Origin of the sequence: Asticcacaulis sp. (assembly GCA_024707255.1) — a bacterium.
In the GTDB taxonomy this organism is placed as follows: domain Bacteria; phylum Pseudomonadota; class Alphaproteobacteria; order Caulobacterales; family Caulobacteraceae; genus Asticcacaulis.
Window position 1 is genome coordinate 69,241 of record JANQAC010000002.1, and the last position, 25,002, is coordinate 94,242.

The 25,002-nt window shown below is 60.5% G+C and carries 18 protein-coding genes; 5 read left to right on the plus strand and 13 right to left on the minus strand.

All coding sequences use genetic code 11. The features are described 5' to 3' along the window. Window position 1 precedes the first annotated feature (1 nt). The 3 genes from NVV72_11680 to NVV72_11690 all read left to right on the plus strand — a co-directional run bounded on the left by NVV72_11680 (window position 2) and on the right by NVV72_11690 (window position 4,275). Entirely contained in the window at window positions 2-1,900 is a 1,899-nt protein-coding gene (locus NVV72_11680) for an NPCBM/NEW2 domain-containing protein (GenBank protein MCR6659953.1), read from the plus strand. A 2-nt stretch (window positions 1,901-1,902) separates the two neighbouring features. Further along, entirely contained in the window at window positions 1,903-2,916 is a 1,014-nt protein-coding gene (locus NVV72_11685) for a cupin-like domain-containing protein (protein ID MCR6659954.1), read from the plus strand. A 621-nt stretch (window positions 2,917-3,537) separates the two neighbouring features. Next, window positions 3,538-4,275, plus strand: a complete 738-nt coding sequence (locus tag NVV72_11690) for a FadR family transcriptional regulator (GenBank protein MCR6659955.1) — start codon at window positions 3,538-3,540, stop codon at window positions 4,273-4,275. A gap of 17 nt (window positions 4,276-4,292) precedes the next feature. On the opposite strand, the gene NVV72_11695 is transcribed toward NVV72_11690, so the two are convergent. The 7 genes from NVV72_11695 to NVV72_11725 all read right to left on the minus strand — a co-directional run bounded on the left by NVV72_11695 (window position 4,293) and on the right by NVV72_11725 (window position 13,559). Then, window positions 4,293-5,249, minus strand: a complete 957-nt coding sequence (locus NVV72_11695; GenBank protein ID MCR6659956.1) for a glycoside hydrolase family 43 protein — start codon at window positions 5,247-5,249, stop codon at window positions 4,293-4,295. A 12-nt stretch (window positions 5,250-5,261) separates the two neighbouring features. Further along, window positions 5,262-6,581 carry an extracellular solute-binding protein gene (locus tag NVV72_11700; GenBank protein ID MCR6659957.1) on the minus strand — a complete coding sequence of 440 codons (1,320 nt, stop codon included), beginning with the start codon at window positions 6,579-6,581 and terminating at the stop codon, window positions 5,262-5,264. Further along, complete coding sequence (locus NVV72_11705) at window positions 6,578-7,426, minus strand: carbohydrate ABC transporter permease (protein ID MCR6659958.1); 849 nt, start codon at window positions 7,424-7,426, stop codon at window positions 6,578-6,580. Before NVV72_11705 ends, NVV72_11700 begins: the two co-directional genes overlap by 4 nt. Beyond that, window positions 7,423-8,301, minus strand: coding sequence for a sugar ABC transporter permease (locus NVV72_11710; protein ID MCR6659959.1), 879 nt, complete (start codon window positions 8,299-8,301; stop codon window positions 7,423-7,425). Before NVV72_11710 ends, NVV72_11705 begins: the two co-directional genes overlap by 4 nt. Next, window positions 8,298-9,416: an ABC transporter ATP-binding protein gene (locus NVV72_11715; protein ID MCR6659960.1), complete on the minus strand. Its 1,119-nt coding sequence runs from the start codon at window positions 9,414-9,416 to the stop codon at window positions 8,298-8,300. Before NVV72_11715 ends, NVV72_11710 begins: the two co-directional genes overlap by 4 nt. Window positions 9,417-9,547: 131 nt before the next feature. Then, window positions 9,548-10,540, minus strand: a complete 993-nt coding sequence (locus tag NVV72_11720) for a glycoside hydrolase family 43 protein (protein ID MCR6659961.1) — start codon at window positions 10,538-10,540, stop codon at window positions 9,548-9,550. A 235-nt stretch (window positions 10,541-10,775) separates the two neighbouring features. Then, window positions 10,776-13,559 (minus strand): TonB-dependent receptor, encoded by a 2,784-nt coding sequence (locus NVV72_11725; GenBank protein MCR6659962.1) that lies wholly within the window; start codon window positions 13,557-13,559, stop codon window positions 10,776-10,778. A 499-nt stretch (window positions 13,560-14,058) separates the two neighbouring features. On the opposite strand from NVV72_11725, the gene NVV72_11730 reads away from it, so the two are divergent. Continuing rightward, on the plus strand, window positions 14,059-15,564 hold the full coding sequence (locus tag NVV72_11730; GenBank protein ID MCR6659963.1) for a tryptophan 7-halogenase: 1,506 nt from the start codon (window positions 14,059-14,061) through the stop codon (window positions 15,562-15,564). 28 nt (window positions 15,565-15,592) lie between these two features. Here NVV72_11730 and NVV72_11735 read toward each other — a convergent pair whose 3' ends face one another. From NVV72_11735 to NVV72_11760, 6 genes are all read right to left on the minus strand, one after another. Then, entirely contained in the window at window positions 15,593-16,756 is a 1,164-nt protein-coding gene (locus tag NVV72_11735; protein MCR6659964.1) for a cellulase family glycosylhydrolase, read from the minus strand. A gap of 20 nt (window positions 16,757-16,776) precedes the next feature. Then, on the minus strand, window positions 16,777-17,898 hold the full coding sequence (locus NVV72_11740; protein ID MCR6659965.1) for a galactose mutarotase: 1,122 nt from the start codon (window positions 17,896-17,898) through the stop codon (window positions 16,777-16,779). A gap of 907 nt (window positions 17,899-18,805) precedes the next feature. Further along, the gene (locus NVV72_11745) at window positions 18,806-20,110 is read right to left on the minus strand and encodes a DUF5690 family protein (protein MCR6659966.1); all 1,305 of its coding nucleotides are present in this window, start codon (window positions 20,108-20,110) and stop codon (window positions 18,806-18,808) included. An 8-nt stretch (window positions 20,111-20,118) separates the two neighbouring features. Next, window positions 20,119-20,952: a phosphonoacetaldehyde hydrolase gene (locus tag NVV72_11750; GenBank protein MCR6659967.1), complete on the minus strand. Its 834-nt coding sequence runs from the start codon at window positions 20,950-20,952 to the stop codon at window positions 20,119-20,121. A 7-nt stretch (window positions 20,953-20,959) separates the two neighbouring features. Next, window positions 20,960-22,051 (minus strand): TIGR03364 family FAD-dependent oxidoreductase, encoded by a 1,092-nt coding sequence (locus tag NVV72_11755; protein MCR6659968.1) that lies wholly within the window; start codon window positions 22,049-22,051, stop codon window positions 20,960-20,962. Continuing rightward, complete coding sequence (locus tag NVV72_11760; GenBank protein ID MCR6659969.1) at window positions 22,051-24,192, minus strand: phospholipase C, phosphocholine-specific; 2,142 nt, start codon at window positions 24,190-24,192, stop codon at window positions 22,051-22,053. The genes NVV72_11755 and NVV72_11760 overlap by 1 nt, the downstream gene beginning before the upstream one ends. A 179-nt stretch (window positions 24,193-24,371) precedes the next feature. On the opposite strand from NVV72_11760, the gene NVV72_11765 reads away from it, so the two are divergent. After that, complete coding sequence (locus NVV72_11765; GenBank protein MCR6659970.1) at window positions 24,372-24,962, plus strand: HD domain-containing protein; 591 nt, start codon at window positions 24,372-24,374, stop codon at window positions 24,960-24,962. Window positions 24,963-25,002 lie beyond the last annotated feature (40 nt).

A 25,002-nucleotide genomic window follows, 5' to 3' on the forward strand; every position in this document is an offset into this window, starting at 1 on the left:
CATGACACTCAAAACCAAACTCCTGATCGCCGGTGCCGTGATGGCCCTGGCAATGCCATTTTCGGCTCTGGCTCAGCCTGTGGCAAAGGGCGTGTGGCTGGGCAATACGGACGGCGCCGCGAAGACGCCGCCCATGGGTTGGAACAGCTGGAACGCTTTCCGCACCGAGGTCGATGAGGCCAAGGTGATGGGCGCGGCGCAGGCTCTCGTCGATGACGGCCTGGCGAAGAAGGGCTACACCTATGTCAATCTCGATGATGGCTGGTGGCTGAAGCGCCGCCTCACCGACGGGCGAATGATCATCCGCACGCAGATATTTCCTTCGGCGAAGACACCCGACGGCACCACCAGCTTCCGCGGCTTTACCGACCGTTTGCATAGTATGGGCCTGAAGGCCGGACTCTATACCGATGTCGGCCATAATGCCTGTTCGCAAGCCTATGATCTGCATTCGCCCAACCTGCCGGAAGGCACGGTCGAGGAGCGCCAGGTCGGCCTCGATGGCCATGTGTCGCAGGACATCAATCTCTATTTCAAGGAATGGGGCTTTGATTACCTAAAGGTCGATGCCTGCGGCCTGGCAGATTTCGCACCGGATTCGAAGCTGGTGAAGGACAACGGCTATATCGGCCTGACGCCGGAAATCGACCGCGCTTCGCTCAATCGCACAGACAGCGCCAGAGTGGAGCAGCGCTATGCCGCAGTGGCCGCCGCCCTGAAGCAGGCCAATCCGGATAATGACTACGTCTTCTCGATGTGCAACTGGGGCATGGCCAATGTCCGCGAATGGGGCAAGGATGTCGGCAGTTCGTGGCGGACCTCCAGCGACATCACGCCGAACTGGTCGAGCATGCTGCACAATTACGACAGCGCGGTGAAGCGCGCGCTCTATGCCGGGCCTGGCCACTGGAACGATCCGGACATCCTGTTCATCGGCGCCGGCGATTTCGATGCCGATCACCTGACCGAGGCACGCACGCACTTCACGCTGTGGGCCATGATAAATGCGCCACTGCTGATCAGTTACGACCTGCGCCAGGCGCCGCAATCGCTGCTCGACATCTGGGGCAATAGTGACCTGATCGCCGTCAATCAGGACCCCGCCGGCAACCAGGCGATTGTCGCCTACGATTCCGACGACGCGCAGATTCTCGTCAAGACCATGGCTGACGGGCACAAGGTCGTGGCCTTGTTCAATCGCACGGCCTCGCCCACCAAGGTGAACCTGCTGGCCAGCCACCTGAAACTGAAGGGTGAAGCGCCGGTTCAGCTCACCGACCTGTGGTCGAAAGCCGGCATCGCCTTCACCGGTGAGACCGAAGTCGAACTGGCGCCGCATGAAACCCGCGTCTTCTCGGTTCAGGGCGCGCGCGAACTGACGGATGGCGTCTACCTGTCGGAAATCCCCGGCGCCATCAATGTGGCCGACGATGGCGTGCGTGAGCCTCAGCTTGATCCGACCGTGCACCGGATGATCGATCCGTGGGCCGGCACGCGCTCGGGCGGTTCACGCCCGCAATATGCCGGCTGGGGCGGCGCGCAGGCAGATATGACGCCCTATGCGCAAGCCTTGCAGATTGGCGACCATACCTATGACAGCGGCATCGGCGTACTTGGCAATTCGCTGATGCAGGTGAAAAATGACGGTTACAGCACTTTCCGCGCTACGGTCGGCGTCGATGATTCCACGTCGAACCGCGATCGCGCCGTGACCTTCGCCGTATATGCTGACGGCAAGCTGGTCGCTAAAACGCCGCCGCTTAAATTCGGCGACGCGGCCCGCGATATCTCCGCCGATATTGCCGGTCACAAGATCATCGAACTGCTGGCGACGGATGACAGCGCGGCCAATGAACAGCCGGTCGTCGTCACTTGGGGCCTGGCTCGGTTACAAAAATAGCCATGCAGCCCTGCAAGAGTCTGACCGGCGTCACGCACGAGACGTTCTGGAACGATATCGTCCCGGCGAACGAACCGGTCGTCTTGCGCGGGCTGTGCGGGGATTGGCCGTCGGTCACGGCCGGGGGACGATCGGACCAGGCCATGGTTGATTACATGCGCCATTTTGACAGTGGCGCGGCGGTTGAATATTTGTCTGCCGCGCCTGATGTCAAAGGCGAATTCTTTTACGGCGATAGCCTGCGTACGCGCAACTTCCGGAAGGGACAGGCGTCGCTGGCTGAGGTTCTGAATCGCCTGCTGGCGGAAACGCAAGCCCCGCCGCCGGCGCTTTATAGCCAGTCCACGCCGGTCGATGCGATCCTGCCGGGGTTTCCGGAACAGAACCTCAACCCATTGCTCCCCGCCTTAACCCGGCCGCGCATCTGGATCGGCAATGCCGTGCGTGTCCAGACCCATTACGACCTGTCGGATAATATCGCTGTCGTCGTGGCCGGGAAAAGGCGCTTTACCCTGCTTCCGCCGGATCAGTTGCCCAATCTTTATATCGGACCTTTCGAGCAGACCCTGGCCGGCTCACCTGTCAGCCTGGCAGATATTGAGCGGCCAGACTTTCAGAGATTCCCAAAACTGCGGGACGCTCTGGCTGCCGGGTATATCGCCGAACTGGAGCCGGGCGACGCGATCTATATCCCCTACGGCTGGTGGCATCATGTTCGCAGCCTGTCCACGCTGAATGTTCTGGTGAACTACTGGTGGAATGAGGCGCCGTCTCATCTTCAGGCGCCATACGGCGCCTTGCTGCACGCCATGCTGCTGGTGCGCGATATGCCGGTGCGACAGCGTGCCGTCTGGAAGACGATGTTCAATCATTTCGTCTTCTGCGAAAACGGCGATCCCGGCGCACACATAGGGTTGAACGATCAGGGAGTCATGGCGAAATTGACACCCGCCCAGCACAGTCGCGCATTGGAACAACTGGTTCTGGGATTGGAACGGCAAAGGCGTGGACATTGACCTTGGCACCCAACAGGCCGAAACCGGCCACTGCCGCGTTCCAGGTTATGATGGATTGACCAATGCCTTGCCTGGCATCGCCCATGTTTGTCTTCTATCCAATAAGGAAGCCCTTGTTCGAAGGATAGCTCCACTAAGCATGGCCTTATGTATGGACGGGCTGCCGATTCCACGTGAGGTTTCTCATGAATAGCAGAAGTCGCTGATATTTATCCGGCTAGTCTGATCGACATGTATGTCGCCTTTGGGGCGAAGGCGACCGGTCATTTTTGACCCAATGCGGACATTTATAAATGTAAGATTCCGCGTTCTTCGCAAGAGGGGCAGGTGTCAGAGATCGCTGCCAGTAACATCCAGATGAAATTCCAATGCCATCGGCGATGAACAGTTTTATCGCTGCGGGCTGCAACGACACTCTGCCGACGCCGGTCTTTACAAAGTCTCTACGCGTTTCCGATGAAAATATTGCGGCGGGCGACGTAAATTAAATGCTTCAAGACATTCGCGCCTGCGAAATTAATCGCCTCCTCTAATTTAGCAGATAAATGTGATCTGAACTTTCTATTTAAATGTTTTGTGCTTACAGTTGCAGAAGATGTTATCCGGCAGGTAGATCACTGAATGTTTGTTGAAAAAGACAGCGACCCTAATTCCCTTTTGGGGCGTAATCTGACGGTGGGCCTGCTGGATCATGTGGGCAAGGCTATTGTCACTGGTTTCTACGACAACAAGAGCTTCCCGACGGAGGCCCAACTGGCCGACCAGTACAAGGTCAGCCGCTCGGTCACGCGCGAAGCCGTCAAGATGCTGACAGCCAAGGGTCTGCTCGCCGCCCGCCCACGACAGGGCACGATCATCCAGGCCACACGGAACTGGAATCTGCTCGACAAGGACGTCCTGCGCTGGCTGCTGGAACGCAAGTTCTCCCTGCAACTGCTGCGGCAATTTACCGAGCTGCGCGTCTCCATCGAGCCCAAGGCCGCCGAACTGGCGTCAGGCAGCGCCGGTTATGATGATCTCCAGCGCATCAAGAAGGCTTTCGACCGGATGGTGCTGGCCGATGGCGGAGAGGGCGATCCCACTGAGGCCGACATCGATTTCCATGTCTCGATCCTCTACGCGTCCGGCAATCCGTTCTATTACCAGTTCCAGGAACTGATCCGCACAGCGCTGATGACGTCGATCTCCTTCACCACGCGGGTCAATGGCGTAACGCCGAACATCGAGGCCCATGAGAACATCATGAAGGCGATCTTCGACCGCGATGCCCGCCGCGCCTATGACGCCATGCACCTGATCGTCAATGACGTGCTGGTGGTCATCTACGAACAGGAAGCCCTGAACAAGCTGAAGGCATAAGTCTCAGGGCCCAGGTCTCAGGGCGTGATCACCGGCTTGTCATCGACCCAGTCCAGCGGCGAGACATACATGGCCCTGTAGCGGTGGCGAGCGTCATCGCTGTTGCGCCAGGCATGGTAGGCGATCCAGGTCCGCCCCTGAAAGTCGAAGACACTCTGATGACCCGGCCCCACCAGGTCCGGCTGGCTCTTCAGGATCGGGTTTTCCGGTGCGTCATGGCAGGGACCGACCGGGCCATTGCAGACGGCATAGCCGGTGGCGTACTTGTCGCTGCCATAATCATTGGCGGCATAGATCATGTAGTATTTGTCGCCGTGCTTGATCATCTGCTCGCCTTCGACCACACCGCCCTCCCACGACTGGTCGTTGGTCACGCCGGTAACCAGGGCCGGCTGTCCCTCCAGGTGCTGGCCATCAGCAGTCAGGCGCTGGGCGATAATACCGATCGGCACGCCGCAGCAGTTGCCGTCGGTCTTGACGTAGAGCCACAGGTCATCGCCGTCGCGGAAAGGGCTTGGGTCTATCACGCCAAGCTCGCCGCCGCAGGTCAGGGGCGCCGATTGCGGCTTGAAGGGGCCTTCGGGTGTGTCGGAAACTGCCACGCCGACGCACAGGGTCAGGCCGTCCGGGCGCATCCGCGTCTTGTGCCGGCCCGTGAAATACATGACGTACTTGTCGCCGATTTTCATGACTTCCGGCGCCCAGATGTCGGGTCCGCCCGATCGCACCCAGCGCGGCAGCTCCGGCATGGCATCGGTCGGCGCGCTCCAGTTCCTGCCATCGGCTGAGCGCGAAAACGGCACGTTCAGCCGCTTGCCGTCGTGCTTGCCATTGGTCGAATAGGCGACCAGGCCGCCATCGACCGGCAGGACCAGCGGGTCGGGAAAATCGATGTCCAAAACCGGGGTGGCCGCGCGGGCGGGACCGGAGACGAGGGCCAAGGCAGCGGCCGCGAGAAGCATTAATCGAAGCATGGCAAATCTCTTTCAGGACAGGTTGGTCAGCATGTCATTGATACGGCGCTCGGCGTCGCCCAGCGCCTGGTCCGTGGGTTTCAGGCCGGCTATGGCCGAAGCCAGCTCGTCGCTCAGCACTTCCTGGATGGCGAACTGGCGCTGCACATCGATCGGCAGACCGCGGCCATAGGAGGTGATGGCGACCAGGTCGGCGCGGTGCGGCTGGTTGCGATAGGCTGGATTGAGCGCAACCGCCTCCATGGAGGTCAGGTGTCCGGATTGCGTCCACTGGATTTCGTGCTGGGCCAGGTATTTGAGCAGGCGGAAGGCGGCCTCGGTCTGGGCGGTGGACCGCCGCTTCACCGGCATGACCCAGGCATGGCCATCGACGAAGGCCGACGGGCCGCCGCCGAACAGTTCCGGATAGGGCATGACGCTGTAGCCCTTGTAGAGTGGCCGCCCGGGCTGGGCGGCCTCGTCATCGAACGCGCCGATCATCCAGGTGCCGACGATATAGACCCCGCCGCCGCCATTGATGAAGGTGGCCGTGGCAGCGGCATATTCCTGGTCCTTAGTGGTCATGTTCTCGGTGTAGATCTGCCGGAACAGGTCGACGATCTGGCGGGCCTGCGGCGTATTCAGGCGGATGTGTTGCGGGTCCGGGAAGATGACCTGGTTCTGGGCCAGCAGGTAGGTATAGAGATTGCGGGCATAGGCCGCCTTCTCGTTGACCATGGACTGCACGAAATAGGGCTTGCCGGTGGCGGCACGGAATTGCCGGGCCTGATCCAGCAATTCCTGCGGGCTCGAAGGCAGGATCGGGCGATCGTCCTTCGTCAGCAGTCCTGCCTTGCGGAACAGGTTGAGGTTGATATGGAACAGTTGCGTCCAGGCATCGAACGGCAGGCCGTAGATATCACCATCCATAGTCACCGCACGGCGCGCCACCGGCGTGAACTGATCCGGCGTAATGCCCACGCGTTTCAGGCCGACCGTCAGCGGCATCAGGAGCTTGTGCGTCTGGTAGTCGGGGATGACGGCCATGTGCATGGTGACGACGTCCGGCGCGTCGTCCGCCGCAATCTGGGCAGATAACTGATTATAGCCCGGCCATGCCACGGCATTGACCGTCAGGCGGATATCGGGGTTTTCCAGCTCGAAGCGATCGAGCAGGCCTGTGACCAGTTCGCATTCGCCATTGGGATTGCTGAGGGGCGCGCCGAATTTCGGTACGTGGGCGCGGCAGTCGCCAAAGATACGCTGGACCGTCAGCGGCGTGCGTGCGTCCGGCTTTTGGCATCCGGCCAGGGCGGAGGCGCCCATCAGGGCCAGTAGTCCGCGCCGGTTCATAGCTTCACCACGCCGGTCACCGCGCGCACGATATGGTGCTGGAAGAGGCAGTAGATGATCAGCACCGGCAGGCCCGCCATAACGGCCTCGGCCATCAGCACGCCCAAACCGGTGATTTCGACATAGTTGGTCTGCGCCGCGGCCATGCCTTCGGTCAGGGTATACATGTCCGACCGTGTGGCCGAGATCAGCGGCCACCAGTAGTCGTTCCATGACAGCAGGAAGGTATAGATGCCCAGGCTGGCCTGTGCCGGTATGGTTTGCGGCAGCAGGATGCGCCAGAAAATGCGGAAGGTCGATGCGTGGTCGAGGCGGGCAGCGTCCTCAAGGCCCTTGGGCAGGGCGCGAAAGGTCTCAGTCATCAGGAAGACGCCGAAAGGCGCTGAAAGTCCCGGCAGGACGAGCGCCGCATAGGAGTTGTGCCAATGCAGCGTACTGAAGATGTGGTGGCGCGTCAGGATGACCGACTGGTCCGGAATGGCGAGGCCCAGCAGCACAAAGCCATAGATCCAGTTGCGGCCGGGGAAGGGCAGGCGGCCGAAGGCATAGCCCGCCAGTGAAGACAGGGACAGGACGCCAACGACGCCGAGAGCGGAGACCAGCAGCGAATTGAGGAACCAGCGCATGAGCGCGAGGTTGCCGGTCAGTTCGCGGTAATTGTTCAGCGTGTAGGGGCCAAGCGGATTGAACGACACATGGCGCGCCAGATCCGTATTGGTTCGCAACGACAGGAAGACCGCCCAGACGAGCGGCAGCAGCATGGCCACGAGGACCAGGCCGCAGAACACCCGTCGGATATCATTCCACACCCGGCGCGAGGCTGACAGGCTGGCTAACACCTTCATGCGCGCCCCCATAGTCGTTGGCCGAGCTGCGGCACCAGGGCCACGCCGACGATCAGGGCGAACAGGATCTGCGAGGCGGCGGCGGCATAGCCGACATCCCAGTGATTGAAGCCGGTCTCGTAGATATACAGCACCATCGGCCGCGAGGCGCCATTCGGGCCGCCTTCGGTCAGCAGTTGCGGCTGCCCGAACAGCTGAAACTGCAGGGCGCATTCATAGGCGGCCACAATCACCAGGGTCGGTGTCAGCAGAGGCAGGGTTATGCGGCGAAACACGGTCCACGGCGAGGCATAGTCCATGGACGCGGCTTCATAGACGCTAGGTGGCAATTGCTGGAGCGCAGACAGAAAGAGGATCATCGGCAGGCCCAGTCCCCACCAGATGGTAATGAAGGCCATGCTGACCAGTACCAGATGCGGGTCGCTGAAGAAGGCAATCGCCGGCAGGCCAAGCATGGCGCTGACATGGCTGATCAGGCCGCCATCCGGCGTCAGAACCTGGCGCCAGACAATGGTCAGGACGGTCACCGACAGGACCGACGAGGCGAAGACGACGCTGCGCACGAAGGCGACGAAACGGCCGGCGCGATTCAGGGCCAATGCCAGGGCCAGGGCTATGCCGACGAGTGGTGGAACGCACAAAAGTACGAACAGAACGCTGTTGCCCATGGCCTGCAGGAAGGTGGGGTCGCGCAGGAGGCGCGTGTAGTTTTCCAGGCCGATGAAGTGTTCGCCACCGAACAGGTTGGCGCGGAACAGGCTGAGGCGCATTCCGGCCAGCAGCGGATAGACCAGCAGCCAGACATAGATGACGAGAAAGGGCACGGCGAACAGGAAATTGTTCCATGGCGTGAAATGTCGGCGCGCGATCCTCATGACGACGCGACCACTACGGACGGGTGGTAGGCCACGCCGTCCTTGTCGAACAGGTGCGCGTGGGCGCCGTCCAGTTTCAGGCCGATCGCATCTCCTGGCTGGAGCGGGCTCAGGCCGGGTGCTTCAGCCACGATCTCACGGCCGTTTTCCAGACGGGAATGCACGAATGAATGCTCTCCCAGGCGTTCGATGAAATCGATATGCGCCAGAAAGGCCGGTTTGCGCGGCGCCGATACGGTTACGTGTTCCGCTCGCAGGCCGAGGCGCCAGCTCTGGTGAACCGGCAGGGCATCGAAGGGAATGCGTGTGGGGATGACGACGCCGGTAGCGACGATGAATTCGGCAAGATCGGCCTTGCCGCGCCGGACATCGCCTTCCAGCAGGTTCATCGGTGTGGCGCCGATGAAACGGGCGACGAAGAGATTGGCCGGGCGGGTGAAGATTTCCTGTGGCGTACCGATTTGCTGGATTTCGTGATCGTGCAACACCATGATGCGGTGCGCCAGGGTCATGGCCTCGACCTGGTCGTGCGTTACCATCACGACGGTCGCCGCCAGGGTCTGGCTGAGCCGGGCCAGTTCGCGCCGGGTCTTCAACCTAAGCGCCGGATCGAGGCTGGAGAGGGGTTCGTCCATCAGCAAGAGGTCAGGTTTCTTGACCAGGGCGCGGGCCAGGGCAACGCGCTGCTTCTGGCCGCCGGAAAGGGTGGCTGGCCGGCGATCGAGCATATCGCTCAGGCTCAGCATGTCAGCGGTTCGTGAGATGCGCTGGGCAATTTCGGCCGGGGGCAGCTTGAGGTTCTGCAGGCCAAAGGACAGGTTGTCGCGCACACTCATGTGCGGATAGAGGGCGAAATCCTGGAAGACCATGGCGATGCCGCGCTCTGCGGCCGGCAGGGCCTGGACTGGACGCCCGTTCAGTCGGACCTCGCCACCATCAATGGAATCGAGCCCGGCGATCAGGCGCAGAAGGGTCGTCTTGCCGCAGCCCGAGGGGCCGAGGATGACGAAGAACTCGCCCCGATTGATATGGAATGAAATGTCCCTGAACAGCTTCGTGTCGCCGAAAGCCTTGGCGACATTACGGAATTCAAGACCTTCTGAAATCGGAGGCATGCGTCAATACATCTGGATTGGGATGGCGTCGGGGCAACGCCGGGGTTCACCCATAGCCCATCCCGCAAAGGCGGGAAAGGCAGCGCAGGTTTGCGGTTCCTATCTGGGGGCTTCCAGCGGTACGCCTTCTTTCACTGGTTCGCCGAATGCCGGGCGTCCGTTGGCGTCCAGGTGAATGGCTGGATATGCGGGGCGCGCTTCGGGGAACAACCCATGCCGGGGCCGGAATTGGCGTGGTAGATGATCCAATTGGTCTTGCCGTCGGGCGAGGTGAAGAAGCCGTTGTGGCCCGTGGCATAGACGCCATTGGCAACCGATTTGGACAGGACCGGCTGCGGTGATTTCGTCCAGGCTTTCGGATCGGTTGGGTCGCTGCCCCTGGGCGCACTCAGAAAGCCCAGCGCATAGTCATCCGACCAGCAGGCGCTGGCGGAATAGGTGATGAATAGCTGACCATCCGGTCCCGGCAGGAATTCCGGACCTTCGACGATCTGGCGGCCGCCCTGGCGCTCCCACGGCTGGTCGGGGATGGCGATGATGGTCTCGCCCCCCGTCAGCGTCCACGGATTAGACATAAGCGAGATACTCAGCACGCTGTCCTTGCCGGCATAGGCCGAATAGATGAAATAGCGCTTGCCACCATATTCGAAGGTGGTGCCGTCAATACCGTGCAGGGCGGTATTGACCTGGCCCTTGTCGATCCAGTTGCCATCCGTGGGATCGGCATTCGCATTTTCCAGCACGAACACGCCACGGTGCGCATCGTCGTCATGACCGGCTTCGGCGGCGGTGTAGTAGAGATACCATTTGCCGTCGATCTTGTGCAGTTCCGGCGCCCAGATGGAGATGGAATTGGCGGCGTCGCGCGGCGGAATCCAGCTCTTGCGCTTGGCCTTCTCAAGCCGCGTAAGGTCGTTGGTCTTCCAGATGGTGATTTTGTTGCCCAGGGTGTGCATGTAATAATAGGTGCCGCCATCGCGCGTCACCCAGGGGTCGGGCCCCGAAGGCAGGAGTGGATTGGTATAGGTATTGGCGGATGGGGCTTCGGCCTTGGCCCCCAGCGGCGCCATGGCCATGAGGGCGGTAGCCAGCGCCGGCAGACAGATGGAAATCCTGCAAATCATTTTCCACTCCCTTAATTATATTATTTATCCGACCATAAACAAGATATCATTGATAGACAACAGAATTTTCGTAATTTTGCGCAAGAATATTGCCGGCGGAAAAGCAGAAAAAAAGCCTCCCCGCCTCGGGGTGAACGAGGCCGGGAGGCTTGAGTGCCAGCGAATTTAGGGAACAAGCTGGAGGGAGAAGCCGGACGCCCGCGGCCGGGAAATAGCCGCAGGCGCCGCGCGCAATCTAGTAGTGGAAGTGGACACCGACCGAGTAGACGGTTTCTTCGGTACGGACACCGAGGGTGTACTGGCCGCCCTGGATGCCGCCAACCGCATTGGTCGCGACGCGATAGGTCTGCATCGGCTTGGCGAACAGGTTATTGAGGTCGACGCTCAGCGAGACATTATCCGAAACCTTGTAACTGCCGGAGAAGTCGACGCGCTGGGTGCCCTTCACATAGACGCAGCCCTCATTGCCACCCCAGTTGGCGCTGGTGTCGCAGTAGCTGAGCCAGCGGCTGCGGGCATTATAGGTCAGGCGGGCCGACCACGAGCCATTTTCGTACATACCGGTCAGGTTGCCGGTCAGGCGCGAAACACCCGCCTGGTTCTGGTCCTGCTTGGCACTGCCGTTGGCGATGGCTTCCGGTGTGTTCTTTACATGGCTGTCCATATAGGTCGCGTTGGCCTGGATGCCGAAATTACTGGCCCAGGTCGGCAGGAAGTCAAAGTCGAAGAAGGTGCTGAACTGTACTTCCGCGCCCTTGAAGCCAACATGGGCGGCATTGTACGGCACGGTCAGGCGGACGTTCTGCGTGTCGGTCGGATAGTAGATCGCCGGGTCCGTGTTGGGAACCGGATCGGGACGGTTCGGGTCCTGTGCCGGATTATTGGTGAAGGTCGTGTCCGTGATCCACTTGGTCGTATAGTTGATGAAGCCATCAACCTCGCGGTTGAACAGGTCCGCCGCGAACATGCCGGTCGTGCCAAAATAATGCTCGTAGGTCACATCGAAGTTGCTGGAGGTGTACGGCTTCAGGTCGATATTGCCCGAGCCGCCGCCATCACGGAAAAACTGCTGGCTGGTGCTGTCATACTGAATGACATAGCTTGAGTTCACGACATAGTTCGGATTGAGATCAGAGAAGTTCGGACGCGTCCGGGTCTTGTTGGCCGCCAGACGGATTTGCGTCTTGTCCGTCAGGTGCAGGCGCATGCTGGCGGACGGCAGGGTGTCCGTATAGTCGCTGTCCGAGGTGCGTTCCGTGCTGGTCACGCTTTCCTTGCTGTTGACGACGCGCACGCCCACGACGCCATCGACGGGCACATTGCCCAGATTGAAGGCGTAGTTGCCTTCCAGATACCCAGCCAGGGACTTTTCGTCGGCCGTGAAGTGCGCGGCCGGATTGTACAGCGGAACGCCCTGTGGGAAACCGACCAGGGTACGCAGGGCCGCGACATTGTCACGAATGGAGGCGTAGGTCGGCGTCGCCCAACTGCGTATCGTCGGATAATCATCACCCACAAAACCCGGCTGGCTCGTGATGATGTCGAGGCCGGTATTGGGGAAGGTGATGTTCATCCCTTCGACGTTCTGGTAGCGGTCGCCGTTGTCGAAGCCGGCCTTTCTTTCCACGGCGCGGACACCGAAGCGTACTTTCGGCAGCCACGACAGTTGGGTGCGGTATTCAGCATCGGTACGGAACTGGATATCACGGCCGCGCGCCGCCAACTGGCGATCGTAGAAGCCGCGGAAGATCCAGTTGTTGGGATCGGTCATGTTGAAATTATCGAGCGTGACGTTCGTGCCGCCATCGGCATTATAGTCGATATGGACAGTCGGCTGGACAACCGCCTGGCCGTTGACGCTCTGGACAGCCGCAAAGTCCCAGCTGTAGACCGACAGGACGTATTTCGACTGAGTCGAGGCCAGGTCGGCGCTCAGAGTCCAGTCACCGGAGTTCCATTTGCCGCCCACGGCCATCTGCCAGGTGTCGGTGTGGTCGGTGGTTGCCGCCTGCCAACCCTGCATACGGAACGGGTTGGTGACGGTCATGCTTTCGACCTGTTTGCCGTCGTCACTCAGCTCGACATCGCTGTAGTTCGAACCACCCCACAGCGGCACTTCCAGATTACGGTCGGAGGTCTTGGAATTATAGCCCTGGTAGAGGAAGTCGGCGTACAGATCCAACTCCTGGCTCGGGCGCCATTGCAGGGCGGCGTTGGCCGACGGACGTTCGCGGTCATGCTGGGAGTAGTTGATGCCGGGGTCGTCACCAAAGCGGTGACCGTCGACATTGGCACTGATGAATCCGCCCAGGGTACGGGTCGAGTCGAGATACTGGAAGCGGTTGTAGGAGACGTTCAGCAGCGCGCCGACTTCACCCATGCCGGTCATCCAGCGATCGCTGATCAGAAAGTTGCCGTTGGGCGAATACTTCTTGGATTGGTTGGCATACAGATAGTTGACCATGCCGGAGATTTCGCGGCCGCTGAAATCGAACGGGCGGCGGCCGCGGACGTTGATCAGGCCGGCTATGCCGCCTTCAACCTGGTCGGCGGTCGTTGACTTGTAGACTTCCAGGGCGGCGACGTTACCGGCGGCGAAATCCTGCGAGGCGACGAAACGGCCTTCGGCGGTAAAGATATCGCGGCCATTGTAGCTGGTGGCGATGTTTGGAAGCCCGCGCACCAGGACGCTGTCGGCTTCGCCGCCATTACGGCCGACGGTGATGCCGGTCACGCGGGCCAGCGAGTCCGACACGGTGGTATCCGGCAGCTTGCCGATTTCGGCCGACACAACGGCGTCGACGATCTGATCGGAATTTCGCTTGAGAGCGCGCGACGAGGCGGCGCTGCGACGCATGCCGGTTACGACGACCGTTGTGCCGGCGTCATTGGTGTCGCCGGTCGCTTCCGAGGTCTGAGTGGTGGCGGCCGGCTGGCTGTCTTGCGCCATGGCGACACCGCCCCATGACAGGATAGACATGGTCGAGGCTGTGGCGAGGATATAAGCTTTGAGTTTCATTCCCTGTTCCTGCTTTTAGTTCAGATTGACGCTTCGTGGCCAAGCGTGTTGGACTTGGTATATGATTTATATGATTATTGATGCAATTGATTTCTTTCGTTCAGCGAAAGGCGCGGGCGAAATGATGCAATTATGCTACAATTTAAATTGCCCAGTTATTTCAGTCATGTAGGGCTCCGAAAGGACCGCTCGAGCGGAAAAGGGCGCCGGGATTGAGATGGGTTTAGCGCAAGCCCTTAACAATTATAATACTTTTTATTTTCATTAGGTGGCGTGTCTGGTTTAGTGTGGTGATCCCAAACGCCCGTTGCGCACATTTTACCCTTGGTTTCCCTGGTCGTGCTTCTGGCTAATTCATTTGTCGTTATTATCGTACAAATTTATTGTCATTGCCCTATTCCGGTGTTACGCCGGCATATAGCGCAACGAACCAACAACTTGCCGGACGCAGGGCAGACCTTCCCCCGACGGCGCAGACATAAGCGCTCGCCGGAGAAAAATGGACCGCCAGATTCGGAATATTGTCATTGTGGGTGGCGGATCGGCCGGCTGGATGACCGCCTCTGCCCTTGGCAAGGCCTTGCAGTACGGCTGTGCCATCACCCTGATCGAGTCGGAAGATATCGGCACGGTCGGAGTGGGAGAGGCGACGATCCCGCCGATTCTTCGTTTCAACCAGACGCTCGGTATAAATGAAACCGATTTTGTGCGGGCCACCCAGGCCTCGTTCAAGCTGGGCATCCAGTTCGTCAACTGGGGCAGGCAGGGGCATTCCTATTTCCATCCGTTCGGCACCTTCGGGCGGCCGTTCGACCTGGTCAACCTGCACCACTACTGGCTGAAAGCATATGAAGGCGGCCAGGTCACCTCGCTCGATGACTACTGCATGGCCTGGTCGGCGGCGAAGCGGAATCGGTTTGCACCGCCTTCGCACGATCCGCGCCATGTGCTGTCGACCTATGAATATGCCTACCATTTCGATGCCGGCCTCTATGCCGCCATGCTGCGCGCCTATGCGGAGGGCAAGAATGTCAGCCGGCAGGAAGGCAGGATTGTCGATGTCACGCTCGATCCAGAGTCCGGCCACGTCAGATCAGTCACGCTGACGGATGGCCGGGTCGTTGCGGGCGACCTGTTTATCGATTGCTCCGGGTTCCGTGGCCTGCTCATCGAAGGCGCCCTGAAAACGGGATATGAAAACTGGTCTCACTGGCTGCCTTGCGATCGCGCTCTGGCCGTGCCCTGTGCGTCTTCCGCTGAGTTGACGCCCTATACTCGCTCGACGGCGCACCATGCTGGCTGGCAGTGGCGCATTCCTCTGCAGTACCGCACCGGCAATGGCCATGTCTATGCGTCGCAATTCATCAGCGATGAAGAAGCCGCCCGCCTCCTGCTCGATAATCTCGATGGCGAGCCGCTGGCGACGCCACGCCCGCTCGCCTTTACGACCGGGCGCCGCCGCCGGTTCTGGAACAGGAACGTCATCGCGATCGGTCTGGCGAGCGGGTTCATGGAGCCGCTGGAATCGACGAGCCTCTACCTGATCCAGTCGAGTATCGCCAAGCTCCTGACCCTGTTTCCTGACCGTGACTTCGATCCTGTCTTGCAGGATGAATTCAACCGCCTGACCTTGACAGAATTCGAGCGCATCCGCGATTTCATCATCCTGCATTACAAGCTGACCGGGCGCGATGATTCCCCGCTGTGGCGGTACTGCGCCCATATGGATATTCCGGACTCCCTGAAGAATTCCATCGATCTTTTCCGGCGATACGGAAAGATTCCCAGCAAGGAACTCGACCTGTTCGGTATGCACTCCTGGCTGGCCGTGCATATCGGGCAGCTCCATTTCCCCGAACGAAACGATCCGCTGGCCGCCTACCGGAAGACGGACGGCATGGCCTGGCTTACCCGCTTCCGCAGCCTGATCGAAAATGCTGCCGAAGGATTGCCCTCCCACAGGGACTATATCCGAACCGCCGGCATGGCCACTCAGCCAGTATAAAAGCCGGGAGATATTTCCCGGCTTTTCCCTATTTCTTCCTGAACGTTTTTTCGGCTTCGGCCGTCATCGCCCTGATCTGCGCCGTTTCGGCCGGCCGGTAAGGCTTGCCATCGGCATAGAAGATATCATGGAACCAAAGGGTCGGCGGGCTTTTCGTGTAGGGTTTTTCCCATGAATCCCACGGCATGTTGGTCTGGCTCTTGCCCAGCACAAAGCCCCAGTTGATGGCCCCCACATTATACTTGCGCGCCATAGGCAGGGCCGTGTCGAAGGTCGAGCCGTTGCCGCGCGCCATGTACTCGGTCATGATCAGCGGACGGCCATAGGGTTGCAGCGACTTGATGCGTTCTTCCAGGCGTTCCGGCCAATCATAGCTGTGGAAGCTTATCACATCGGACTGATCGATCTGCACGCGCTCGACTGCATTCAGCTTGCCGTTCGGCGACCAGTCTTCATTGTGCCATACGCCTGAAGTCAGGGGCTGGATCGGGTCTTGCGTCCGCGCCCAGGCAAAGACCTGCGGCAGCAGCTTGGCCACCTGAGCCGTCTTGGTGGCCTCATCTAGCTGCTGATAGTTGCCGCCCCCCTGATTGTCGGGCTCGTTCCACACATCCCAGGCCAGGATACGATCATCCTTCGCAAAGGCGCCGACAATGCCCTTGACGTAAGCCTCGTACCTGCCCCAGCCGGCCTCATCCATCAGGCCCGCCGTACCGGGCGACTGCACCCAGCCGGAATTGTGCACGCCGGGGATCGGCGGGTGCTGCGGCCCCAGTTTCGGGTTCGGATCCCAGCAGGAATCGAACAGGACGAGCATCGGCTTGATATGATGCTTGGCGGCCAGGTCGAGCACGATATTGATGCGCTTCTTGAACCCTTCCGGGTCCTGCGCCCATAGCTGGTCCTGCAGGAAGATACGCATGGTGTTCATGCCGATGCCTTCGGCGTAACCGAATTCCTTGTCGATCTCGGTCGGATTGAAGGTTTCGGCCTGCCACATCTCGAACTGGTTGATAGCATCGGTCGGCAGGAAATTGGAGCCGACCAGCCAACGCTGCTTCGCGTACCACTGATTGGCCGCCGCCGCTGACCAGCGGGCCGTCTCGGCATGAACGGTGGCATAAAGCCCCTGGGTCGATAAGGTCAGGGTACTCGCCACTACAAATGCCTTCATTGCAGATGTCATTTTCATTCGGAAATTCTCTCCAGATCTTATTGCGTGCTGAAGCGGTAGATCAGCGTATTGGAATAGGTTTCGCCCGGATGCAGCAGGGCCGAACCGAAGGCCGGCTGGTTAGGCGTGTCGGGGAAGATCTGTGGCTCCAGCACAAAGGCATCGCCTTCGCGGTAGATACCGCCCGACTTGCCAGACGAGGTGCCGTCAAGGAAGTTCCCGGAATAGAACTGGATGCCGGGCTGGTCGGACAGCAGTTCGAGCTTGCGCCCCGAAGCGTCGTCCTCGACCACGGCCATCAGGCGCGGCGCGGCTGTTTTTTCGCGGCTGGCCACCCAGTTGTGGTCATAGCCGCGGCCGTAGACCAGTTGTTGATCGGAAGCGTCACGGACGCGCGCGCCGATGGCTGTTGGGGTGCGGAAATCGAAGGCCGTACCCTCGACTTTACGCACTTCGCCGGTCGGGATGGCGCCGGAATCGGTTGGCAGGTAGCTGTCGGCCAGTAAGGTCAATTTCGAGTCATTGACGCTATGGACCGAGCCTTCGCCGTTGAGGTTCCAGTAGGCGTGGTTGGTGATATTGACGATGGTCGTCTTGGTCGTGGTCGCCGTATATTTGATCGTCAACTCATTGTTTTCATTTAATAAATAGGTGGCGTGAACCGTCATCTGGCCGGGATAGCCCATGTCGCCATCGGGGCTGACATATTCCAGCTCGACTGAGGCGTTGTCGCCGTCCGCCACCTTCATCACGGTCCAGTTGACCTTGTCGAAGCCCTTGGTGCCACCGTGCAGGGAATTGACGCCATTATTGACCGGCGCCTGGTAGGCCTTGCCATCGACCTTGTACTTCCCCCTGGCGATGCGATTGGCGAATCGCCCGACCGTGGCGCCAAAATATTGGGGATTGGAGACATAGTGATCGAGGTCGGCATAGCCGAGCGCGATATCGGCGGGCTTGCCGCTGCGGTCCGGGGTCACCAGGGCCTGAAGGCTGGCGCCGTAGGTAATGATGGTGGCCGAGGTGCCCTTGTGATTGCTGAGAGTGATGGCTTCAACGACCTTGCCGTCCTTAAGCTTGCCGAATTCGGCACGTTTGGCTTCGGCGCAGTGCCCGCTTGTCGCAAACGCGCCGGCTACCAGCGCGGTCGTACTGGCCATAATCCAGTTTCGCCCTGTCATGTGTTCCTCTTATTATCTTACAATTGCGTATTTCTATATTTGTTATCCTATTTATCTTATAATTAAAAGGGGGGGGGTTGTTTCTGCTCTGTGGTAAATCCCGAGCCGTCAAAATTTTCAGTGGAAAGATCGGGGGCGAAATGAGGCTCGCTGCACAATATTTATAAAGCCCCGATAGGCATGCCGATTATCGGGACGACAAATAAGGTTAGCGTCATGACGAAATGAAGTCGATGTAGGGGCTCCAGACACTTTGCTCCTGACGCCACTTCGTGACGATCAGATCGATTTTCGGAATCTCATGGCCTCAGTCCGAAATAAAAAAAGATGGCGCTTCCTTTTGGGCCTCAAAGCGGAATTCATTTAGTCGCAAAGTGAAAATCTTGCGGCACCGATCCGGGATTAGCTCGACGAGGGTTAGTATGTGCAAGCCTCGTTGGCAGCGCCCCCCGCAAACCTACTAAAAAAGCCACCATATCGGGGGCTTTCAGCTATCTGGCCGATGCGCTGATTGCCTATCACAAGCGCGGCGAGGAGCGGGGCCTCAAAGCATATACCGATCGCGCGCTCAGCCGCGTCTGGAAGGCCGACCTCAGCTATATTCGTACCAGCGCCGCATCTCAGAAATCGATCACTGAAAACTATGTTGGGCTGCCTTGCTAAGCCACGGTCAAGGGCCAAACGACGGTGGAAATCTTTCAACCATTTACAAACTTGATTGGGCGAGCCATTGACCCACCTCCTATGCCTCCCCCGTTTGCTTTACCCGTTAAAACGTCGTGTTCGCATAGTGCTTTTACCTGGACGCCGCGCACTTGTCGGGGCGGGGACGATCAACTTCGTCCTGCGGGAGCATTGACTTTACCGATCTTGGTATTTCTCGGTTTCATTTGGCATGTAAACGTCGAGTGAAATAGGCGACGCTGTAGCCCAGCAGCACAAGCCCCACAGCCGCTGTGCCATAGGCCGAGGCCATCAGGAACTGCGCCCACGGCAGGGTCATGTCGCTGAAGTTCTTGAACAAAAGCAGGGCGACCGATCCGAGATAGCCGCTGGCATCGGCGACATAGATCAGGAAGCCGGCCGTGCCCAACAGGCCGCTGGCGGCGATGAAGCGATCGAACAGCAGGGCATTGAACGGCGTATAGGCCAGATAAAGCCCGCCGCCGAGCAGGATCATCCACCATACCGGACCCAGTATGTGGGCCTGGAAAGCGAAGGTCGAGGCGGCGGCCAGCACCAGCCCGATGCCGACCATGACCAGGTTGGCCATAAAGGCCAGGCGGTTGTTCCTGAACAGGGCCAGCAGGCACATGGCCGCCAGCACGACAATGCCGATCGGCAGTTCGGAGGCAGTGAAGATCTCGGCATTGTCCTTGAAGCCGAGGTCGGTCCAGATTTCGGCGGCGAAGTTGTCGCGGAAGTCGCGCAGGGCGGTCAGGCCAATATAGATGATGATCAGGGCGATCAGGCCGGGGGCGTAGGCGGCGAAGGTCGCCTTGCGGGCGGCCTTGTTCATCGGTGCGCGCACCACGCGGGCGGCCTCGTCTTGCGGTGAGGGCGGCGGCAGTTGCGACAGGCCCAGTACGCAGATCAGCAGCAGCGGGGCGAAGATCAGGCCGGTGACGGCTGGCATCCAGAATTCGGTGGCATAGTGCTCCAGCATCACCCATTTGCCGACCGATTTGACCACGCCCGACGAAACGATGAAGCTGGCGCACAGGATCGAGCCGAGGATTTCCGAGACGCGACGACCTTCGAGGAAGCCGAACACCAGCCCCCAGATCAGGCCGAGCGACAGGCCGTTGAAAAACAGGCACGCAATATTGTACGGCGCGGGCACTGCGGCGAAGGCCACCAGCATGGCCTCGGCAAAGCCGATCAGGAGCAGGATTGCGATGGCGCGGTAGCGGCCTGGCAGTTCGGAGATCACCTTGACGCCAATGACCTTGGAGAGGGCGTAGCCGAAGACCTGCGAGATGACGAGCGCGATCTTGTAGTCAACCACGAAGCCGGCCACATCGGTGAAACTCGCCACTGAAAAGGGCTTGCGATAGGCATACATGGCGAAATAGGCGCCGAACGCCATCAGGCCGCCATAAAGGGCGAAGACGACAGGCGGGGCCTTGGCCAGCCAGGCGGTGAAGCCGGACAGTCTGGCAGTGGGCATGGGGGCGTCAATCGTGCTCATGGCGGGCCTCAGATACGGATTTCGGTCGGCAGGACGCCGGGATAGACGCCAGCGGTGATGCGGGCTTCGAGTTCGGGCAGCAGGTCGGCGATGTCGGCGACGCTGTTCACCACGAAATCCGCGCCGGCCTCGCGCAGGGCTTCCGCAGAAGCCGCTACACGGATTTTGCGATCCTCTGATGACAGGGCGGTGAACTCGGCGAGGTCGAGGCCGGTACCGTTGCCGCTGGCCGCCACGCCGATGGTCCAGACTCCGGCCTCGCGGCCTTCCTCGATGCCGACCGTGGCGTCATCGACCTTGACGCAGGCGCGCGCCGGCCAGACGCCGAGATCGACCATGGCTTTCCAGGTCATCAGCGGTGAGGGGCGGCCCTCGGCGGTTTCGCCGGCGCAGACCACGAGATCGGGACTGTAGCCCTGCGCGGCGGCGGCCGGCAGGATGCCGGCCATCATTTCGCGGCTGTAGCCGGTGCCGGAACCAATGCGGACGCCTTTGGAACGCAGCAGTTTGACTAGGTCAGCGGCGCCGGGGATCAGCACGGCGCATTCGGTGGCGACGCGTTCCATCAGCGGGCCGATGGCGTTGAACAGGTGGTCGATGTCGGCGGGTCCGGCGTCGTGGCCCTTAATGGCGCGCCATTGCAACCGCATCGGCTCGCGGCTGAGGATGGCGGTGATATGGGCGCGCTTGGCCATGCCCATGTCGGCGCGGGCCTCGGACATGGTCAGGTCAATGCCTTCGAGCGCGAAGACCGATTGCAGGGCACGCACCGGCGCCAGGCTGCCGAAATCAACCATGGTGCCAGCCCAGTCGAAGATGAATGCCTTGATTGGAGACGTCATGGAAACCTCAGAAGCTTTGGAAAGTGCGTTCGGCGATGCCGAAGGATGTGGAGGCGCCCGCGCCGCAGGTGACGACCACCAGCCGGACATCGGGCAGGGGCTGGTCGATCAGGAAAAGCTGATCAGGCGAGGTGGCGTAGGTGCCGCTCCAGCGTTCGATGACGGGCGGTGGGGCGCCGAGAACGGCGCGGTATTCGTCGAGGATGAGTTGATCAACCGCTTCGGCGGTGAAGGGGGCCGGCGCGTCGCCATAGTGGTGGCTGTCGCCAACCACTAGCGAGCCATCGGCGTTTTGCACCACGATCAGGTGAACGCCATTGGCCAAATGTTCGGCGTGTTCGGCTTCCAGGCGGGTTTTCAGCGCGACGGCTTCGGGCAGGTCGGCATAGCCAAGATAGCGGATCAGGCTGAGATCGGACATAATCGCGCCAGGCAGGCGGAAACCGGGATCAGCCAGACGCAACATCTGCAACCGGCAGCGTGAGATGTTATGGGCCCTGATACGATCGGCGAACAGGCCGGTCAGGTCATCGCCGGGACAGACGATGATGCGCCCGGCATTGATCTCTCCCATCGAGGTATGCAGACGGCCGCTTTCGACGCCGGTGACTGTGACGCCGTAGTGCAGGTCGGCGCGTCCTCCGAGCCATGCAGTCAGTTTCGGAATGGCGGTGCGCGATTCGACGCGAATATCATGCGGTGAATGCAGGATGGCGCGCTGGCCATCGGCCAGAAAGGGCGCCTCCGCTGGTGTCAGCAGGCGGCAGCCTTCGCCCATCTCGGTATCGAGAAAGGCGCGCAGAACCGCCTGGGATTCGGCGTAGCGGGCGCTGACATAGAGGCCGCGCTGGACGATTTCGATGCCAGCCTCGGCGGCCGCTTCCAGCCACAGGTCGCGCGTCCGCATGGCGAGGCCGTGAAAATCGCCGCGCTGCTGGCCGGTGACAGTAATAAAGCCGAAATTGCGGATCGAGGCGCCGGTGGCGCGGGCATGGCGCTCGAACAGCGCGACTTTCAGGCCGGCCTTCACGGCGGTCCGGGCGTGGGCCAGACCGAGGATTCCGCCACCCACTATGGCCACATCATAGGTGGCCGTCATCAGACGACCATCGCGCCGATGCCGGGATCGGTGCGGCTGGCGCGGCCGGTTTCGATGTGGCCGGCATAGCGGCGAAGCCACTGGTCATTGCCGGTGATCTTCAGGGTCAGGTCGTACCAGTGGTCGGAGGCGGCCAGATCAAGGCGGACGGTCTCGACGGCATTGGTGGCCAGGCGGATGGTGCGCGCGGACTGGCTGTAGCGCGGATCACTGTTAAGGCTGATCTCGACCGCCGCGCCGCTGGTGTTTTGCAGGGCCAGGGTCAGTTCGCCCGTTTTCGCGCTTTCACTGACCACGACCATGACCGGATCGGGCACAAGCTTGTCGTCGTCACGCTGGCGGCCTTTGAAGTGACGATAAAAGCCGTTCGGACCGTGCACGGCCAGATCATAGACTTCGCGACCGCGATGGTTCCAGTGGCCGGCCTGATAGGACTGGCCGGCATCAAGCGTATAGCGCCACGGCCCAGTGACATTATAGGGCGCGTAGTCGTGGATGGTGAAGACCGCTGCCTTGGTGCCGGTATTGCCAAGGTCGATCAGCACATCCTTGCCGCTCTGGCGGACATTGGCGCCCAGGTCATAGGGCAGGGGCCGCGCCGGGCGTTGTTCGGCCGGCTGGCCACCGGCGGTCTGCACATCGGGGATCTTCAGCGAGGGCTGCGTGGCGGCATGGGCAAGGCGGGCCTTGTAATCGTCGGTCGAAGGCAGGTTCAACTGCGACAGGTCGGCGTTCGGGGTCTTGAAATCAAAAGCCGATGTCAGGTCGCCGCTGATGGCGCGGCGCCAGTCGCTGATGTTCGGTTCCATGACGCCGAAACGCTTTTCGAGGAACTTGAGGGTCGAAACGTGGTCGAAAACCTCGGAGCAGACATAGCCTCCACGGCTCCAAGGCGAGACAACCATGGCCGGGACGCGGATGCCGAGGCCCAGCGGTTGCAGGCCTTTGTTCGGGTTGCCGGGCTCGTTGCCATAGTCCTTGAATTCGCCGGCGACGCTGACTCCGCTCCAGCCCTGGGTTTCATCGGCGGGCGGCGAGGGGGGCAGCATGTGATCGTAGAGGCCGCCGGCCTCGTCATAATTGATAATGAAGACCGTCTTGGCGAAGACTTCCGGATGGTCGGTCAGGGCCTCGATCAGCTTGGCGCAGACATTTTCGCCATCGGCGGGTGTCCAGCTTGGATGTTCGGAAAGCGCCGCAGCGGTGACGATCCATGACACCTGTGGCAGCCTGCCTGCGGCGATATCGGCGCGGAAGGCCTCGACCAGTTGCTGGCCGTCGGAACGCGTGCGGTCCGCGCCGGTCTTGTGTTCAGAAACCCACGACCGACCACGTTTGTAGAGGGTCGAATTTTTGTCGCACGGACGGAAGGGCTTGAAGACCGACAGGATATTGTCGCCGAAATTGTCGTATTCCTGATAGACCTTCCATTCGATGCCGGCTTTTTCCAGCCGCTCGGCATAGGTGGTCCAGGTATAGGCGTCGATCGGCCGGTCCTCGGCCATGTCCGCCGAAGGGGTCTCGTCCTCGCCGTAGTTGGACAGCACCGGCTCGCCCCCCACCTTTCCGGCGCCATTGCTGCCGGTCCACAGGTGCAGGCGATTCGGATAGGTCTGGGTCAGGGTCGAGCAGTGGTAGGCGTCGCAGATGGTGAAGTTGGCGGCCAGCGCATGGTAGAAAGGCAGGTCCGATGCCTTGTAGTGCGTCATGCGGTTGTGCAATTGCTTGGAGACGCCCCACTGATCATAGTGGCCGCCATTGACGATAATCGTCGCAGCATCGTGGCCCTGGTCGGCGCCATCGACGACATAGGCATTGGCGGTCTTCGAATCGGCCCAGTAGGGCATGACATAGCCGTCCGGATGCTGGTCGCTGGGTTGACGCCAGACGCTGTGGCCATTGCGCAGGCGAAGCGGACGCGGATCGCCCTGGCCGCGTACACCGGGAAAGGTGCCGAAATAGTGGTCGAAGGCGCGGTTTTCCTGCATGAAAATGACGACGTGCTCGACATCCATGATCGTGCCGGTCTTATTATTAGCGGGCGTCGCCATCGCTTTTTGCAGGGAAGCAAGGGCGGCAGTCCCTAAGCCTGCAGCGGTCATTTGCAGAAGCTGGCGACGGTTGGCGGAAGGTGTGGTCATGAAGCAGGCCCTGCGGAAATCTGTTGGCCGCTGGTATAGACCAGGCAATTTTCGCGGTGCTTGAATTTTTCATGACAATTTTGTCGCGTAAGTTTCACATCACGGGGGCGAAATTCATTTGTGGCAGGGCGTGCACGTTGGTATAGACCAGATAATTGTTCTTATGAATCGAGACCTTGATGACCCTGCCTGCTGATTGCGTGTCCCCGCCTGCTGATAATGCCCAGGATTTTATCGATCATGTGCGGGAGACCTATGCCAGTCGGGGGAATGACCATTATGGCGAGGACATCAGCCAGCGCGAGCACGCCGAGCAGTGCGCCCATCATGCCCGCGCTGAGGGCGCCAGCGATGAACTGATCGTCGCTGCCCTGCTGCATGATATTGGTCATCTGCTGCACAAGTTCGGCGAGGACGCGGCGGATCGCGGCATAGATACAAGGCATGAGCGCATTGGGTCCGGCTTCCTGGCCCGTCATCTGCCGAAGGGCGTTACCGAGCCGATCGCCCTGCATGTCCGCGCCAAGCGCTACCTGGCCACCACCAATCCGGCCTATCTCGAATCCTTAAGCGGCGCCTCGCTGCAAAGCTTCACCCTGCAGGGGGGCGTCATGAGCGCGGAGGAGGTCGAGGCCTTCCTTGCCGAGCCCTATCATATGGATGCGCTGAAGCTGCGGGCCTATGACGAGCTGGGCAAGGTGGTCGGCCTGGAGATGGCCGGCTTCGACACCTATCTGCCGATGATTGCAGGCCTTGCGGCATCGCGGTAGCAAAAGCCCGCGAACTGATCTATGGGCGTTAGATCGCTGT

Bases quoted from the DNA above. Each gene is read 5' to 3' on its own strand.
- NVV72_11715 (MCR6659960.1), bottom strand. From the start codon at position 9,416: ATGCCTCCGATTTCAGAAGGTCTTGAATTCCGTAATGTCGCCAAGGCT.
- NVV72_11705 (MCR6659958.1), bottom strand. From the start codon at position 7,426: ATGAAGGTGTTAGCCAGCCTGTCAGCCTCGCGCCGGGTGTGGAATGAT.
- NVV72_11755 (MCR6659968.1), bottom strand. From the start codon at position 22,051: ATGACGGCCACCTATGATGTGGCCATAGTGGGTGGCGGAATCCTCGGT.
- NVV72_11735 (MCR6659964.1), bottom strand. From the start codon at position 16,756: ATGAAAATGACATCTGCAATGAAGGCATTTGTAGTGGCGAGTACCCTG.
- NVV72_11720 (MCR6659961.1), bottom strand. From the start codon at position 10,540: ATGATTTGCAGGATTTCCATCTGTCTGCCGGCGCTGGCTACCGCCCTC.
- NVV72_11740 (MCR6659965.1), bottom strand. From the start codon at position 17,898: ATGGCCAGTACGACCGCGCTGGTAGCCGGCGCGTTTGCGACAAGCGGG.
- NVV72_11690 (MCR6659955.1), top strand. From the start codon at position 3,538: ATGTTTGTTGAAAAAGACAGCGACCCTAATTCCCTTTTGGGGCGTAAT.
- NVV72_11730 (MCR6659963.1), top strand. From the start codon at position 14,059: ATGGACCGCCAGATTCGGAATATTGTCATTGTGGGTGGCGGATCGGCC.
- NVV72_11700 (MCR6659957.1), bottom strand. From the start codon at position 6,581: ATGAACCGGCGCGGACTACTGGCCCTGATGGGCGCCTCCGCCCTGGCC.
- NVV72_11680 (MCR6659953.1), top strand. From the start codon at position 2: ATGACACTCAAAACCAAACTCCTGATCGCCGGTGCCGTGATGGCCCTG.
- NVV72_11725 (MCR6659962.1), bottom strand. From the start codon at position 13,559: ATGAAACTCAAAGCTTATATCCTCGCCACAGCCTCGACCATGTCTATC.
- NVV72_11750 (MCR6659967.1), bottom strand. From the start codon at position 20,952: ATGACGTCTCCAATCAAGGCATTCATCTTCGACTGGGCTGGCACCATG.
- NVV72_11710 (MCR6659959.1), bottom strand. From the start codon at position 8,301: ATGAGGATCGCGCGCCGACATTTCACGCCATGGAACAATTTCCTGTTC.
- NVV72_11685 (MCR6659954.1), top strand. From the start codon at position 1,903: ATGCAGCCCTGCAAGAGTCTGACCGGCGTCACGCACGAGACGTTCTGG.
- NVV72_11760 (MCR6659969.1), bottom strand. From the start codon at position 24,192: ATGACCACACCTTCCGCCAACCGTCGCCAGCTTCTGCAAATGACCGCT.
- NVV72_11745 (MCR6659966.1), bottom strand. From the start codon at position 20,110: ATGAGCACGATTGACGCCCCCATGCCCACTGCCAGACTGTCCGGCTTC.
- NVV72_11765 (MCR6659970.1), top strand. From the start codon at position 24,372: ATGACCCTGCCTGCTGATTGCGTGTCCCCGCCTGCTGATAATGCCCAG.
- NVV72_11695 (MCR6659956.1), bottom strand. From the start codon at position 5,249: ATGCTTCGATTAATGCTTCTCGCGGCCGCTGCCTTGGCCCTCGTCTCC.